A 16,877-nucleotide genomic window follows, 5' to 3' on the forward strand; every position below is an offset into this window, starting at 1 on the left:
GATGAAAAAAACATTACTTTGCACTGCCATTGCCATGGCTTGCACAACCGCGTATGCCGAAGAGGTTTTTACGCTTGGACAAATTGAGGTGATTGCCGATAAATCGACGGATTTAAGCACTGCCCGTATTAATCAGGCGGACTTACAAAAAAACAACCAAACGCGTGTATCCGATGTAGCAAAAACCACACCGGGCGTATTTTTAGATCGTGGCGGCGCACGCAATGAACATAATTTGTTAGTACGCGGTTTTGATGCCCGCCGAGTACCAATCTTTATCGATGGTGTTCCAGTATATGTGCCTTATGACAGCAATATGGACATCGGTCGTTTCACTACCTTTAATTTGTCCCGCATAGATATTTCCAAAGGCGCAAGCTCCGTGTTATATGGCGCCAATACCCTAGGCGGTGCGGTAAACCTGATTACACAAAAGCCGGCCCAACCGTTTGAAGGTTCCATCGGTTACGGTTTTGCGCATGGCAGAAGTAGTGACACCGGCACAAACCAAACTTATTTTAACTTAGGCACAAAACAAGCGTATTTCTATACCCAACTAAGCGGTTCTTTCTTAGAAAAACAAGGACTGCAACTTTCCAAACATTATCATCAAGTCAATCCCAAAGGCGATGACGGTGGCCGTGCGGAAAACTCCGTGCAACGGGATAAAAAACTCAGCTTAAAAATGGCATTTACACCTAATGCAACGGATGAATACGCCGTGGTGCTTTCAACACAAAAAGGAACAAAACAGTCGCCGCTCTACTCCGGCACAGATGATTCTGCAAGATACTGGCGCTGGCCGATGTGGGACAAAGACAGTATTTATTTTTTATCTCACACAGAATTCGGCTCGAATAACTTTTATTTGAATACCAAAGTGTTCTATGACACGTTCAAAAATGATTTACGCTCTTTTGATGATGCATCTTTTAGCACACAAAAGAAACGTCCAAGTTTCAATAGCTTTTACCGTGATTATTCCTATGGCGCCGGCTTTGATTTAGGCGGCGATTTAACGGAAAAAAATAGCTTGAAATTCTCCACTATCGTGAAATATGACGTTCACCGTGAACATGATAATAATGATCCTGTCGCCGTAGATAAAGATCGTACTTATAGCTTCGGTTTAGAAAATACTTATCGTTTTACGGAGAAAACGAAGTTAATTGCCGGCATCAGCTATGATTATCGTCAATCAAATCGCGCTGAAAAATATGAAGAAAAAAAATGTCCTTCAACAAAACAAACGCACTCAATCTGTCCATTTGATATTGGCAATCAGCATGCGCTTAACTACCAAATTAAGTTCACACATAGCTTCGATCAAAATGATGAACTTGCTATTGGTCTTGCGAAGAAAACCCGCTTTGCCACAATGAAAGAGCGTTATTCCCGCGGCTTAGGCAAGCGCCCTAAGGTACCTAATCCATTCTTAAGTCCGGAAACTGCATATCACTATGAAGCCAGTTATATGCGGACATTTGGTGATGGGTTAAGAGTAGATAGCGCAGTGTTTTATTCTGAAGTGAAAGATGCAATTAATGAAGTAAACATAGGACGCGACACTAACCAATTCCAAAATGTGGGTAAGGAAACCTTCAAAGGTTTTGAGCTTGCTGCAGCGATGTTTGCGACAGACAACCTCACCTTAGGCGCAAACTACACTTATACACAGGCTAAAAATAAAACAGCAGATCGTATTGTCACAAATATTCCAAAACATAAATTCTTCGCTTATGCCGACTGGAAAATTATACCGAACGTATCACTGTATATTAGCCAAGAAGCAGAACATGGCCGTTATTACCTTGATGGCAATAACACCGTCAAACTCTCTGGCTTCGGCAACACAAATGCCAAAGTCACCTATAATGTGACTGAACAGTTTAGTGTCGAGGCAGGTGTTTCTAATTTGTTTGATAAAAACTATTACTATCAGGCGGGTTATCCGGAAGAAGGACGTGTATATTTTTCTAACTTGAAATATAGCTTCTGATGTTAGACGTTAAATAAAAGTGCGGTTAAAAATTTAATTGTTTTTTTAACCGCACTTTTTTGTTTTTATTTTCTCTTTTTCTGACGTCTACCTTTGGAAATTATCGACCAGAAAAATGTAACCACTACAAGTACAATAGCAGTGAGGAACATAAGGCCAATCACATCGTGGAAAAAAAACTCCTCTAAGATCGGCCGAGTAAAAATGCCTTTTGCGTATTTGATAATAAACGCAATACTGTATATCCATAACCCCCAAGTAAGCAGATCCAAAATAAAGTTTTTGGCGAGCATTTTAAATGAGAGGTGATTACTTTTATCAATCACCATGGATTTTTGCAATTCATCTGACGAAGACATGTTTAGACTCCTCTGTCCGGGCTTGTCCATACAGCAAATTTAGATTTATTTCTAAAAATCGCCTTAGGAATACCTACCAACAATGTCACCGTATTTAATAACCAATAAATATAAGGATACCAAATACAGGACAAACCATAACGCAACAGGTCCCTTTCATATCGTGAGTCGATATATAAACTTAAAATGCATTGCAAAAAGAATGCAAAAAACATAACTGAAATATTGGTTTCAAACAGCCCCATATTTTCAATATCAATGCCGAAAATAAATTTTTGTCCTAAAGTGAAGAGCGCAAATAATACCCAAAGCACCGCCCAGATAGCTGTAACGAAGTATTCAATATACATCGGCCATAAACGACGGTTTTTCCAATGCCAAATTTTCGGGAAATATTTAATAATAGTTTCTGCACCACCTTGCGCCCAACGTAACCGTTGTTTGTATAACCCTCTCATGCTTTCCGGCATTAATACCCAACAAAGCGCACGTGGTTCGTACATGATATTGTAACCGGCAATTTGGATTTTCCAACTGATATCAATATCCTCGGTAATCATGTTGGTACTCCAGCCACCGATTTCTTCCATAACATCTTTGCGGAATAAGCAACATACGCCGGAAACAGTGAAAATAGTTCCCATTAAACCTTGCGCGCGTTTAATTAAGCCAATGATAGAGCTAAATTCGGACACTTGTAAACGTCCAAGAATCGTACTGCGATTACGCACACGCGGATTGCCTGTGGTAGCGGCATATTTCGGATCTTTCTCTAAGGCTTGCACCATGTAATCCAATGCGTAGTAATCCAACACAGCATCCCCGTCAATGCAGGCAACATATTTCCCTTTGGCAATGGTTAAACCATGGTTTAACGCACTCGCTTTGCCCTGATTTTCTTGGTGTAATGCCGTGATTTTCTTTTCTTTAGCTGCCCATCGATCAATGATTTCACCGGTGTTATCCTTGCTACCGTCATTAATAAAAATTAGCTCGTAGTTAGGATATCTCAGTTGTAATAAATGTGGGATCGATTCATCTAAGTTGTCACCTTCGTTATAACAAGGCACCATAAGACTAATCATCGGCACATCATGTTTAGGCATATAGCGGGAAATCGGTTCATTCAGTTTGCCTTCCTTAAAGAGATAATAACAAGCACCGGCCATGAACCAATAAACCGCCATACCGGCAGGGTACATGAAAACGAATATACTTAATATGTCAAATACACTCATTATCTATCCTTAGGGTTTACCCGCTTTTGTATTGACCGACATATAAGGACGCATTTTGTGCATGCTTGGCTGATCTTTCAAGAAATTATCCGGATAATAGCCATAACTATAAATATTGTGTTTCTGTAATAACTGAATCCAACTAATTAACTCACTTTCCGGAATCGGTTTTTGTGTACGCCAATTCACAGTTTGGAACTCAAAGAGCACTTTATCCAATGGAACTTGTGCTTTGACATTGTTAATCAAGGTTTCAAACCATGCTTTTGCCTGTCTCTCAGAAATGTCTTGTTCATGTCCCATATAAGGCATAGCCATAATAGCAGTAGTGTTATAGTGTTTGGTTAAAATGCTAAGATTTTGTGCTAACCACTCTGCTGCTTTCGGTTCGGTAAGCATCGAAACATATATATTGCGCACGGTTCTTAAAGAATCTGTACCAAACAAGAAATAGGGTTTTAACCCTTCCACTAACTGATCCGTCACCTCAATCAAATCATCGGTCTTCTGTTTAGTCGCAGAATTGACCACACTTTGATTACTGTTACTCGGCAAACCCTCAAAATCACCAAAGAAAGTTTTATCACGGAATAAAATACCGTCAAATTTGGCGTAAAAAGATAAGTCGTTATAAATAGACTTAATTATTTCAATATTCTTACGGCTGTAAGGAGAAAGTCGTAGTTGGTTAGTGTGGCTATCCACTATATATTCGGCATCTTTTACACTATTTCGCAAATCAAACGCTAATACCGGCATCCAGGCATAAACCTTCACTTCAGCACGAGTTCTTAACTGCCACGCAATTTGACCGAAAATATCATCTCTTACCGGCAAATAGCTATTCGGGAAATACAACGCATCAGCCGCGCCATCTCCATCAGTGTCGGAAAAAGCCTGTAAATAAACAGTCGTAATACCGTAGCGATAAATCCGTTCAATTAATACGTCTAAATTTTTGGCTTGTTGTTTTTTGTCAGCATTGTAGATGTCATCAAGATCAATATGCACAACGCGTGACATTTTTACGTCGTCATTCACACCGTCAAGAAAATGCTTGATAGTCGAAAAGCCGGTTTCCGTGTCAATTAATAAACGCCCGATATACTTATCGCCCACTTTATTAATCAGTTTTTCACCTAACGTAAAGTGATGGTCCATCCCAACTTCGCGAGCCACATCAATCGCTGTATTGTTAAACTGACCATAAGGCCAAACCATAATGCGAGGCTTTTTGCCGACTTGGCGTTGAATGCTTTGAGAAGATAGAGTGAAGTCACGCACTAAACGATTTCGGTATTCAGCCTTGGTCTCATATTTATTATTTTTATATTCCGGCGCTATGACTGCAGGAAGTTGACTGCCTGCCGGATTGGCTCGCACACCATGGTGTGAGTCATGAGTATGCGAAGCAATTTCCACTAACCCGCTTTTTTCCATTTCACGTACTTGCTCCCAAGTCACAAAAACGCTACGTGGAAGATGTGTGTTCGCATAAGGAATTTTCTTCGTTACCGGCGTATTTAACCAACTGGAAACCGGCGCAAATACAGCAGGATAATTATAGGCCTTTAAGATCGGGTAGATCACGTTATACATAGTCGCATAACCGTCATCAAAAGAGAGCAATACAGCATTATCCGGCAAAGTGCCTTTACCATTTTCTGCATCAATAATTTGTTGCCAACTTACGATGTTATAGCCGTTATCTTTCAACCAGTTAAAGTGGTTAATCAACAAACTTGCCGAAATAGTTTGTGGAAAATAGTATTTTTCTTCTTTTGATGCTGTATCATCCACCACTGAATGATAGGCCAACACAGCGTAACGATCTTGTGCAAACACCGTTCCAGTAAGAAAAATTAATGTAAAAATAATAAATTGTGTTAATTTTTGTAAAATTTTCATGAATCCCACCGAAAATTAGTAATACAGTGAAAAGGCTAAATTGCCAAAGTTATTAAATTCGGGGTTGCCATCATAAATATTCTTTTTACGCCCGATCTCATAAGAAAGACTGTATTTCTTCGCAATTCGCCATTCATGTCCATAAGCAATCGACCATGTTTTGGCGCGATCTTGTGCTTGTTGTTTATAAGCCCCCAAAGCGCCTTTAAAATGATGTGTTAGGATGATTTTATGATCCCACGGTTGGTAATACGCAAGATCTGCGCTTGCCTCATACCCCACTGCTTTAGACGGATTATAATAATCAGCCGATGCAATGGTTTTATTTTTCATATAATCCACACGGAAATTATTAGTTAACGTCCAACGATCATGCTTAAAGGTTTGGGTGTTCAGCCACAAATTCGCATCACGTCTTAAGTTGCCATCACTAAAGTCGGAGAAATAAACCCCGCCACCCAAAACAAACCAATCGGAATAGGTATAAGTGGAAGAAACCCCACCACCTTTGGTATACACATTCTGTGCAGCTGCTCTCACGGGCACTTGACTACCATTTAAGTGACCACTCAAGTTAAATTTCCAACGTTGGTTTAATTCATAACTTAAATCAGATGTCACATAAGCACGTTTATTGAGCTTAATACCTTTACCGGTCTCAAGATTCACAATGAAAGGATAGAAATTAAGCTCAGAACCAACGCCAATAAATTGTGCATTTAAATCACTACGCCCCACTGGTGAATGGGTTTCTAAATAACGCACATACACATCATGCCCATTGGCTGTTTTTGGTGTGTAAATCGCATAATTTTGCGAAAACTCATTATGTTGTTTAATCGGGGCAGATGTACGGTGTTGCAAATTAATACTGCCGACAATGCGACCACTACGAGCTAAGTGATAACGTTCAATCAACGATTGTGCATCTTCCTTTTCTTTGCTACTCATTTCATTAATTAAGCGTGCAGCAGTCGGTAAGTCATTCTGTCTTAATGCCGTTTCAATTAATGAATAACGCACAAATTTCTTATCCTCGTCCCCAGGGAAGAAAACCTCTGCTTTGTGCGCCCAGATTTTGGCATCATCAAAATTATTACGGCTACGTTCTAAGTCAGCCTTTTGCAACAATACCCAAGGGTCCCCTGGGGTTTTATCCAACGCCCGAGCATCAACTAATGCTTGTCCTAATCTCGGATTACCACGCCATAATGCTAAACGAGCCAAGCCAAAATAACGTTCATCGTAGGATGGATTTACCACGCGGGAAGTATGTGTATAGTCATTCACATAAGGCGCGTCTTTCACTTTTTCCAAATATTGTTGGGCTAAAGCAAACTTCCCTGCATCACTTGCAGCCAAAGACATTTTCAAGAACAATCCATCACTAATCGGTTGTTTCTTTTCAGTATTTTGTTGAACAATCACTTCGTATGTTGCTAGGGCTTGATGTGGCGAACCTTGTGCCAAACGATAATCACCCAAGGCTTCCTGTAAATACATCGGTGAATTTGGTAAATCTTTTAACGTATTGTAATCACTTTCAATTTCATCAAATTTATGAAGTCTCACTCCTAATACGAATCGGTCAAACTGTGTTTGTTGATAAAGCGGATGTTTCGGCTCAATTTTTTGTAAAAGTGCGGTCAATTCCGCGAATGATTTTTTTAGATATTCCCGATTGCCCGCTACATTCTTAGCTGAAGAAACCGCTTTATCATGCTCAAACCAAAGTTGATCTTTTTGACTGAACAAATCCGGATAATCCTGTTGTAGTTTTTCTTGCAACGGATGAATATTATATTTGGACGCTAAACGATATAAATTCATGACAAGGGCGGTATTTTTCGGATTTTTTGCCAATTCTTTTTGCCAACGTCCTAATTTCACCATATCAGATTCGGTAAAATCCAATAAATAACTTTGAGCATCAAGATATCCCGCATCCGCCCCAAAACGTTTTTTATAACGAATAAGTGCATCTTTTGCGATGGCATAATTTTTCAATTCAGTTGCTGCCAATGCCGAACCTAATAAACCATTCGGGTTTTGCGGATATTTTCGGTTTAACTGGGAATACAATTCAAAAGAACGTTGAAATTGTTTTTCATTGCGGGCAGCTTTGCCAAGATTTTCCAATTCACTTTCAGAAAATTGACTAGGAGTACAATCCGTACATATGCTCATCGCCTGTGCAAATTGGTTACTACGGAGATAAAGGGCGATTAAATCATCGCGAACTTTTAAATCTTTAGTACGTTGAAATAAAGCCTCTAATTTTGGAATGGCCTGTTTTAATTCAGTCTCCCCCTGTCTGGAAAAAATAATAATTTTTTCACGTTCAACATCAATTGGGGTTTGGTTGGCGTATGCCAATGGTATTGTTGAAAGCGAAATACCACTGATAAATGCTACCTTAAAGAGATAACTTGTACATTTCATTTATTTATTCCATTTAATTATTAAAAAATAGTGGAAAATTTCTTTAATTTAACTAAGTAGTCAGAAAGACAGTAGGTTACAAATTAGTTCAATAACTATTCTACATATAAAAAGTAGCAAATACCAACATTAAGTATTTGCTACAAAATACCTAAATTTTTAATCGCGCTTTAGCATTCAAAACAATTGATAGACTTACGCTTCTTTATCATCAATTAAAACAGCTTCTAAAGCTACTTTAATCATTTCATTAAAAGTTAACTGACGCTCTTCTGCACTGGTTAATTCATGGGTACGAATATGGTCTGACACAGTACAAATTGTCAACGCACGCGCACCATATTCTGCTGCTACACCATAGATACCGGCAGCTTCCATTTCTACGCCAAGAATGCCATATTTTTCCATGACATCAAACATTGTTACATCCGGCGTATAGAATAAATCAGCGGAGAATAAATTACCGACACGTGCTTTCACGCCTAACGCTTTTGCTGCTTGTACTGCCGCTTGGGTTAAACCAAAATCAGCAATGGCTGCGAAGTCGTTATCTTTAAAACGAATGCGATTAACTTTGGAATCGGTACAAGCACCGGCACCAATAACCACATCACGCAATTTCACATCCATTCGCACAGCACCGCAAGAACCAATACGAATCAATTTTTTTACGCCGTATTCGGTAATTAACTCTTTGGCATAGATAGAACAGGACGGAATCCCCATGCCGTGTGCCATCACGGAAATACGACGACCTTTATAAGTACCGGTGAAACCTAACATATTGCGTACGTTAGTCACTTCCTGTACGTTTTCCAAAAAAGTTTCCGCAATATATTTAGCACGAAGCGGATCGCCCGGCATTAATACGGCATCGGCAAATGCACCGGCTGGCGCGTTAATATGTGGAGTCATAGTCTTTTCCTCTTATTGACATGGTGAAGCAAACGTTTCCGTTGCTTAGAAACGACAACACCACGAACAGGTCGTGGTGTCATCATAAAAAACATGGTGAAATCATACCGCACTTTATAGCACAGCACCACTTAAACCGATAAATAAACCAGCAATAGTTGCACTCATTAAGTTAGATAATGAACCGGCAACTACGGCTTTTAGCCCTAAACGAGCAACATCGCTACGACGATTCGGCGCCATACCACCTAAACCACCGATTAAGATGGCAATGGAACTGAAGTTAGCGAAACCGCAAAGGGCGAAAGTAATAATAGCTTTGGTTTTATCACTTAATACCATGGCGGCATCAGGTTGCAAGTATTTGGTGAACTCCAAATAACCAACGAATTCATTTACTGCTAATTTCAAACCAATCATTTGACCAGCAACCGCGGATTCTTCCCAAGGAATCCCGATTAAATACGCCAACGGTTTGAAAATCCAGCCTAAAATCACTTGTAAAGTCAAATCAGGTTCGCCGAAAACCCCGCCAAAACTGCTTAAAATCCAGTTAATTAACGCAATGACAGAAACGAAGGCGATTAACATTGCACCTACGTTCATAGCTAAGTGCATACCATCACGAGCACCATTTGCTAATGCTTCAATCGCGTTAGACGGTTTTTCAACATCCGAACTTTCTTTTAAAGTCTCATCCGGTTTTTCTGTTTGCGGGAACATAATTTTAGCAAATAGCAAACCGCCTGGGGCCGCCATGAAGGAAGCCGCGATTAAATAAGGTAACGGCACACCCATACCGGCATAACCCGCCATTACGGAACCGGCGATAGAAGCTACACCACCAACCATCACAGCAAATAACTCAGATTGTGTCATACGACCGATAAACGGTTTTACGATTAATGGTGCTTCAGTTTGCCCAACGAAGATGTTCGCTGCTGCAGACATAGACTCCGCTTTTGATGTACCTAATAATTTTTGCAATCCACCACCGATCAGCTTGATTATTACTTGCATCACACCGATATGGTAAAGCAAAGAAATTAAGGCAGAGAAGAAGATGATGACAGGTAATACTTTAATGGCAAAGATAAAACCAAAACTTTGGCTTGGATCCGTTAAACCACCGAATACGAAGCTAATCCCTTCGTTACCAAAACCAATAACTTTACCGATGAAATCGGAAGCGGCCTTCAATGCACTACGTCCTGCCGGCACATAAAGCACAAAGGCGCCAATTGCAATTTGAATGACCAATGCACCGAACACGGTACGCAAATTTATCGCTTTACGGTTGTTAGAGAATAAAACGGCAATTCCTAACAACACGAAAATCCCGATAACGCTAATTAAAATGTCCATAAGAACCTCAAAAGTAAGTGAATTAAAATCTGTCTATTCTAACTTGTTTTTCATTAAAAACATGAATCAATTTCGTCTGTCATGTCACAATTAAATAATCAATTGTTCCCACGTTTTGAATAGTGAAACGTTTCCCATAATTTGCTAATTTGTGTCTTCAATCGTCGGAATAAAATCGGAATAAAAAGTGCTAGTCATTGTAAAAACTTATGGAGTGAAACTCAATTCTACGAGGAGGATAATTTGTGATCTCTATCACAAAATTCGGTTTCAATAGCAGAGAATTGCTTAGACAGAATAGTGAAAGCTTGGGATAATGCCTTTCGTTTTATAAAAATTCTATCCTTACGAGCTACATCTTACATGAAAAAACCTCACGTTTTTCCACACACCACTTGGGCTGCCAAATCGCTATGGTCGATTGAATTCAAATCCCTCAGCGTTTTGCTATGCTCCTTGACGGTCATTGGATTCGGCGAGGGGTTGTTATTGTTGTCGGATTTAGGCTCTGCACCTTGGACGGTGTTGTCCCAAGGGGTGGCAACACAAGGCCAATTCAGCGTAGGTTGGGCCTCTTGGATCATCAGCATGATTGTCATGTTGGCGTGGTTTCCATTAAGGCTCAAACCCAGGTTGGCAACGGTAATGAATATTTTCGTGATCGCCTTCTTCTTGGGGTTAACCACCTATTTACTGCAAAAACCGACCGCACTTTATGCCCGTTTTGCTTATGCTATTGTCGGCATTTTATTGTTCGGCATCGGCACCGCCTTTTATTTAACCTGCCATCAAGGCCCCGGCCCGCGTGACGGCTTAATGGTCGGCTTATGCCAACATTTTCATTGGAAAATCGGCATCGTTCGCACGTCTATTGAAGTGTTGGTCTGTGTATTCGGTTTCCTACTTGGCGGCGTATTAGGCATCGGCACGCTCATGTTTGCCTTCGGCATTGGCTGGGTAGTGCAATATACGCTATTTTTTATCAACCGCATTCCACACTTTCGCGATAAAGTGAATAACTTCATCTAACTTTTCATCAATCCTAATTTGACTCAAATCCGTTTGACTGGCTTTATCATTAGGCGGACAGAACGCTAAATGCTTATCGGCATCATTAATCGGCTGCCAACGCAAAGGGGTGGCAGAACGACGACTTGGGTAAAATCCGATGGTCGGCACGTTTAACGCGCCACTTAAGTGCAACGGTCCGGTTGACCCAGCGATAAATAAATCGGCACAGGCTAAAGAAAGCGCAAAATCTACCAACCCATTATTTTTGTCATAAATCACCACCCGAGGATCCTGTACCAGTCCTGCCAATTCACGGGCTTTTTCACTTTCATTTGGACCGGCGGTTAAAATCACATAGACATCCAAATGGCGCAAGAGACCTTGGATTAATTGAGCGTATTGCGTAAGTGATAAATTATTGGCGGAACCGCCTGAACCGCTGTGTAGAAAAATCCATTTTTTCGAGGTATCGATCTTGAGTTGGTCGCACAAAAATTCACGCTGAAAATCCACCGCACTTTGCTCAAAGGAAAGATAAGGTGTGTGCGGTTCAACCACAGGGATCTTGTGATCGCGTAAAAACGCACGGGCCAAATCCAAGTTATATTCAAATTCCGGCTTGGCGGATTGAGAACGACGTTGCGTCAGACGATGATTATAGAAAAACTGCACCCATTTGGTGGCCGGCGCCAAGCGATAAGGAATACGGCATTTCCACGCTAATTTAGCGTTATGTGTATTGGAAAAAAAGCTGATCATCGCATCAAACTGCTGTGCTTTGATCTCGTTTACGACACGCTGAAATGCCATTTTGTCGTTTTTTGGTGCATCAATGATCACATCATCCAGATAAGGGCAAGCGCGCGCCAGTTCAACGGTGTAAGACGGTACAAGTGCGGTTAGTTTTAGCGATGAATCCGAAGCTTTCAACATCGCAAACGCCGGCCACGCTAACATGAAATCGCCTAATTTATCGTTTCTGATCACCAATATGTTCATGATTTATTTCCTATTCCTTAGCAATAACGGCGCTTATTCTAGCCTGACTACCGAGTATTAAAAAGATTTCAGACATAAAAAATCAGCATCCCAATCCATTAAGACACTGATTTTAACCTAAATAAACAAGTTACCTCTTCGACTATTTATTTGGCGATTTGTTCACTAAATTCACTTATTTATTTAACTTGGCTTTGTAAGTTGGGTTCATCAAGTTTTCCACGGAAAGGATGTCATCCAATTGTTCTTTGGTTAACAAGCCTTTTTCCAAGACCACTTCACGCACACCTTTACCGGTTTGTGCACAAATTTTACCCACCAAGTCGCCATTGTGGTGGCCGATGAATGGGTTTAAGTAAGTGACAATACCGATGGAGTTGTAAACATAGTTTTCACAAGTTTCTTTGTTTACGGTGATGCCATCAACGCATTTATCGCGTAAGTTCACACAGGCGTTGCCTAAAATCTCAATGGATTCAAACATGGCTTGTACAATCACCGGCTCCATCACGTTTAATTGTAATTGACCTGCTTCTGAGGCAAAGGTGACAGTGGTGTCATTACCAATCACTTTGAAGCACACTTGGTTAACCACTTCCGGCACAACCGGGTTCACTTTTGCCGGCATGATGGAAGAACCGGCTTGTAATTCAGGCAAGTTGATTTCTTTAATACCCGCACGAGGGCCAGAAGAAAGTAAACGTAAGTCGTTACAGATTTTTGACAATTTCACCGCAGTGCGTTTTAACGCGCCATGCACGGAAACATAATCACCGCAGTCAGAAGTGGCTTCAATTAAGTTTTCTGAACCGGTGCAATGTAATCCGGTAACGTTGGATAAATGTTTTACAACAGAAGGCACATACCCTTGTGGGGTATTTAAACCGGTACCGATTGCAGTCGCGCCCATGTTCACTTCAAGCAAGTGTGCTACAGCGGCTTTTAAGTGTTTCACTTCTTCTGCCATTAACACTGCAAACGCTTTAAATTCTTGACCAACGGTCATTGGCACCGCATCTTGTAATTGGGTACGTCCCATTTTCAAGACTTTCTCAAATTCTTTCGCTTTATTTTCAAAACCTTGTTGTAAATAAGCGACTTTTTCGAGAAGTTTGATCACGCTGTTGTACACGGCAATGTGGAAACCGGTAGGGTACGCATCGTTGGTGGATTGGCTAGCGTTCACATGATCCATTGGGTCGAGGTATTTATATTCACCTTTTTTGTGACCTAAAATCTCTAACGCTAAGTTGGCAATCACTTCATTGGTGTTCATATTGACGGAAGTGCCTGCACCGCCTTGGTAAATATCAGATGGGAATTGATCCAAACATTTGCCGTTCACCAACACTTCATCACAAGCTTTTACAATTGCTTCTGCAATATTTTGTGGAATGGCGCCTAGTTCACCATTCGCCAATGCTGCCGCTTTTTTCACCATCACCATACCGCGAACAAATTCCGGTACATCAGAAATGGTGACATTCGAAATGTTAAAATTTTCCACCGCTCTTAATGTATGAATACCCCAGTAAGCATCTGCAGGAACTTCACGTTCACCTAATAAATCCACTTCTTTTCTATATTGTGTCATTTGGGCTCTCCTTTTATACATAACACGTTGCTTTGAAACATTTAGATTATAGAAAATTAGACCAAAATTTAATTGATCTAAGTCACAGATTTTTATGCCTATTTACGACTTATTTTTATTTTTCAGATTAGTTTTTCTAACCCGAAAGATGTACTTATGAATAATGATTGTGCTACAAAATAAAGTAGGTAAGATTCATATCCAATGTATATCCAAGGAGTCAATATGCCGTTTATCGCCTTTCTTTTCGCCGTTTTCCTGTTTATTTATGCCGAACTGAGCCTGTTAGTTTGGCTAGGAAGCCATTTGGGTATTATGATACTGATTCTGTTGCTAATTGGCTCCTCGTTACTGGGCATTGCCATCATTCGCGCTCGCGGTTGGTACAGCCTCACCCGTGCAAAACAACAGCTAAAACAAGGCGAATTGCCCACAGACACACTTTTCAGTTCCCTGCGTTGGCTTGTCGCCGGTGTGCTTTTTGTCATTCCCGGTTTCGTTACCGATATTTTCGCCTGCGTACTGTTAAGCCCGTTCGGTCGTTACATAATACATGCCTTAATCGGCAATCGATTTATATTCTTTCGTCAAAACATGTTTAAAACCGACCGCACTTTTTATCACCGCCACGGCGATCAGCGCAAAGATGAGGACATTATCGACGCAGAATTTGAAAAAGAAGTCGATGAGCATAAACGGTTAAAATAATTTCGACACTCCCTTGAAAGCCGAAAAATGATTCCCATATAAGAAAAACTTTTTAATTAACTAGAAATAGAGGAAATTTCAGATGAAGATTCGTCCATTACACGACAAAGTCATTTTAAAACGTGAAGATGTAGAAACCCGCTCTGCCGGTGGTATCGTATTGACAGGCTCCGCCGCAACCAAATCCACCCGCGCGAAAGTATTAGCGGTAGGCCAAGGACGCATTTTAGAAAACGGCTCCGTTCATCCAATGCACGTTAAAGTCGGCGACACCGTAATTTTCAACGATGGCTATGGCGTAAAAACAGAAAAAATCGATGGTGAGGAAGTGCTCATCATTTCCGAAGGCGATATTTTGGCGATTGTAGAATTGTAGAGTAGGAGCAATTGTATTATGAGTGGTACGTTAAAACTTCCGCATACCTGTCCACATTGCAAAAAGACAGTAGCTAATAATTACCAAGAACTTGATGAAAAATTCGGCTTTAGAAATATGCCCGCTGGCGCAACTAATCAAAGCTGGTGTAGAGAGTGTAGAAAAGGTAACTAAAAATCAGACATAATAAGGTTTAGTTATCGTAGGGCGGACGTTAGTCCTATATGTCAAACATAACATTTATCGACGGACTTTATTTAGTCCGTCCACAACTTACAAAGGAAATTAAACATGGCAGCAAAAGACGTAAAATTCGGCAATGATGCTCGAGTAAAAATGTTAAAAGGCGTAAATATTTTAGCCGACGCAGTAAAAGTCACTCTTGGTCCAAAAGGCCGTAACGTAGTGTTAGACAAATCTTTCGGCGCACCAACCATCACCAAAGACGGGGTGTCTGTGGCACGTGAAATCGAATTAGAAGATAAATTTGAAAACATGGGCGCACAAATGGTGAAAGAAGTTGCTTCTAAAGCCAATGATGCCGCCGGTGACGGTACAACCACTGCAACTGTTCTAGCGCAAGCCATCGTGAACGAAGGCCTAAAAGCCGTAGCGGCAGGCATGAACCCAATGGATTTAAAACGCGGTATTGACAAAGCGGTTACTGCCGTCGTTGCCGAACTTAAATCCCTTTCCAAACCTTGCGAAACCTCTAAAGAAATCGAACAGGTGGGTACCATTTCCGCAAACTCCGACAGCATTGTGGGTCAATTAATCGCACAAGCCATGGAAAAAGTGGGTAAAGAAGGCGTGATTACCGTCGAAGACGGCACCGGCTTAGAGGACGAATTGGATGTGGTTGAAGGTATGCAATTTGATCGCGGTTACCTTTCCCCATATTTCATCAACAAACCGGAAACCGCGACTGTAGAATTAGATAACCCATTCATTTTATTAGTAGATAAAAAAATCTCGAATATTCGTGAATTATTACCGGTACTAGAAGGCGTTGCAAAAGCAGGTAAACCGTTATTAATCATTGCTGAAGACGTAGAAGGCGAAGCGTTAGCGACATTGGTAGTGAACACCATGCGTGGCATCGTGAAAGTGGCTGCAGTGAAAGCACCGGGCTTTGGTGACCGTCGTAAGGCGATGTTACAAGATATTGCGATTTTAACTGCAGGTACTGTGATTTCTGAAGAAATCGGTATGGAGTTAGAAAAAGCCACTCTTGAAGATCTTGGTCAAGCGAAACGCGTTGTCATTAACAAAGACAACACCACAATCATCGACGGTATCGGCGATGAAGCGCAAATCCAAGGTCGTGTGGCGCAAATTCGTCAACAAATCGAAGAATCCACTTCCGACTACGACAAAGAAAAATTACAAGAACGCGTGGCGAAACTCGCCGGCGGTGTTGCGGTAATTAAAGTCGGCGCAGCAACGGAAGTAGAAATGAAAGAGAAAAAAGCCCGCGTGGAAGATGCGCTACACGCAACTCGTGCAGCTGTGGAAGAAGGCGTGGTTGCCGGTGGTGGTGTGGCGTTAATTCGCGCAGCCAGCAAAGTAGCAGACTTACGTGGTGACAACGAAGAACAAAACGTTGGTATTAAACTTGCCCTTCGCGCCATGGAAGCCCCATTACGTCAAATCGTAGCGAACGCGGGTGAAGAAGCCTCTGTAGTCGCAAGTGCGGTGAAAAACGGCGAAGGAAACTTTGGTTATAACGCAGGTACCGAGCAATACGGCGATATGATTGCGATGGGTATTTTAGATCCGACTAAAGTAACTCGCTCCGCATTACAATTCGCGGCTTCTGTCGCCGGTTTAATGATCACCACCGAGTGTATGGTGACCGAATTACCAAAAGATGACAAAGCTGACCTAGGTGCTGCCGGCATGGGAGGCATGGGAGGCATGGGCGGAATGATGTAATACCTCCCGTATCGAAAAAAACAAAAGC

14 protein-coding genes are annotated in these 16,877 nt (G+C 41.2%); 6 read left to right on the top strand and 8 right to left on the bottom strand.

Annotation, left to right across the window (positions count from 1 at the left end):
• Position 1: 1 nt before the first annotated feature.
• Entirely contained in the window at positions 2–1,999 is a 1,998-nt protein-coding gene (locus tag EL144_RS00955; protein ID WP_050332633.1) for a TonB-dependent receptor plug domain-containing protein, read from the top strand.
• A gap of 65 nt (positions 2,000–2,064) precedes the next feature.
• Here EL144_RS00955 and EL144_RS00960 read toward each other — a convergent pair whose 3' ends face one another.
• From EL144_RS00960 to EL144_RS00985, 6 genes are all read right to left on the bottom strand, one after another.
• The gene (locus tag EL144_RS00960) at positions 2,065–2,358 is read right to left on the bottom strand and encodes a hypothetical protein (protein ID WP_005702190.1); all 294 of its coding nucleotides are present in this window, start codon (positions 2,356–2,358) and stop codon (positions 2,065–2,067) included.
• A 2-nt stretch (positions 2,359–2,360) separates the two neighbouring features.
• Entirely contained in the window at positions 2,361–3,596 is a 1,236-nt protein-coding gene (pgaC, locus tag EL144_RS00965; protein WP_032994743.1) for a poly-beta-1,6-N-acetyl-D-glucosamine synthase, read from the bottom strand.
• Positions 3,597–3,605: 9 nt separating this feature from the next.
• Positions 3,606–5,504 (bottom strand): poly-beta-1,6-N-acetyl-D-glucosamine N-deacetylase PgaB, encoded by a 1,899-nt coding sequence (gene pgaB, locus EL144_RS00970; protein ID WP_050332635.1) that lies wholly within the window; start codon positions 5,502–5,504, stop codon positions 3,606–3,608.
• Between the two features lie 15 nt (positions 5,505–5,519).
• Positions 5,520–7,946, bottom strand: a complete 2,427-nt coding sequence (gene pgaA, locus EL144_RS00975) for a poly-beta-1,6 N-acetyl-D-glucosamine export porin PgaA (RefSeq protein WP_050332636.1) — start codon at positions 7,944–7,946, stop codon at positions 5,520–5,522.
• Positions 7,947–8,141: 195 nt separating this feature from the next.
• Positions 8,142–8,861 (bottom strand): purine-nucleoside phosphorylase, encoded by a 720-nt coding sequence (gene deoD / locus EL144_RS00980; RefSeq protein WP_005702908.1) that lies wholly within the window; start codon positions 8,859–8,861, stop codon positions 8,142–8,144.
• A gap of 114 nt (positions 8,862–8,975) precedes the next feature.
• Positions 8,976–10,226 (bottom strand): NupC/NupG family nucleoside CNT transporter, encoded by a 1,251-nt coding sequence (locus EL144_RS00985; RefSeq protein WP_050692616.1) that lies wholly within the window; start codon positions 10,224–10,226, stop codon positions 8,976–8,978.
• Positions 10,227–10,589: 363 nt separating this feature from the next.
• Between EL144_RS00985 and yczE the strand changes: the two genes are divergently transcribed.
• The gene (gene yczE / locus EL144_RS00990) at positions 10,590–11,255 is read left to right on the top strand and encodes a membrane protein YczE (protein WP_032994744.1); all 666 of its coding nucleotides are present in this window, start codon (positions 10,590–10,592) and stop codon (positions 11,253–11,255) included.
• Here yczE and EL144_RS00995 read toward each other — a convergent pair.
• Together EL144_RS00995 and aspA are read right to left on the bottom strand one after the other, a co-directional pair.
• Complete coding sequence (locus EL144_RS00995; RefSeq protein ID WP_032994745.1) at positions 11,199–12,236, bottom strand: glycosyltransferase family 9 protein; 1,038 nt, start codon at positions 12,234–12,236, stop codon at positions 11,199–11,201. The genes yczE and EL144_RS00995 overlap by 57 nt on opposite strands.
• A 175-nt stretch (positions 12,237–12,411) precedes the next feature.
• A complete protein-coding gene (aspA, locus tag EL144_RS01000) occupies positions 12,412–13,830 on the bottom strand; it encodes an aspartate ammonia-lyase (RefSeq protein ID WP_005702911.1) in 1,419 nt (472 codons plus the stop codon).
• Positions 13,831–14,055: 225 nt separating this feature from the next.
• On the opposite strand from aspA, the gene EL144_RS01005 reads away from it, so the two are divergent.
• The 4 genes from EL144_RS01005 (at position 14,056) to groL (ending at position 16,849) form a co-directional block, all read left to right on the top strand.
• On the top strand, positions 14,056–14,538 hold the full coding sequence (locus tag EL144_RS01005) for an FxsA family protein (RefSeq protein WP_005702912.1): 483 nt from the start codon (positions 14,056–14,058) through the stop codon (positions 14,536–14,538).
• 82 nt (positions 14,539–14,620) lie between these two features.
• On the top strand, positions 14,621–14,914 hold the full coding sequence (locus EL144_RS01010; protein WP_005702913.1) for a co-chaperone GroES: 294 nt from the start codon (positions 14,621–14,623) through the stop codon (positions 14,912–14,914).
• An 18-nt stretch (positions 14,915–14,932) separates the two neighbouring features.
• The gene (locus EL144_RS11320; protein WP_165820506.1) at positions 14,933–15,088 is read left to right on the top strand and encodes a hypothetical protein; all 156 of its coding nucleotides are present in this window, start codon (positions 14,933–14,935) and stop codon (positions 15,086–15,088) included.
• 117 nt (positions 15,089–15,205) lie between these two features.
• Positions 15,206–16,849, top strand: coding sequence for a chaperonin GroEL (gene groL, locus EL144_RS01015; RefSeq protein ID WP_005702915.1), 1,644 nt, complete (start codon positions 15,206–15,208; stop codon positions 16,847–16,849).
• Positions 16,850–16,877: the final 28 nt, after the last annotated feature.

The organism is Aggregatibacter aphrophilus ATCC 33389 (assembly GCF_900636915.1).
Lineage (GTDB): Bacteria > Pseudomonadota > Gammaproteobacteria > Enterobacterales > Pasteurellaceae > Aggregatibacter > Aggregatibacter aphrophilus.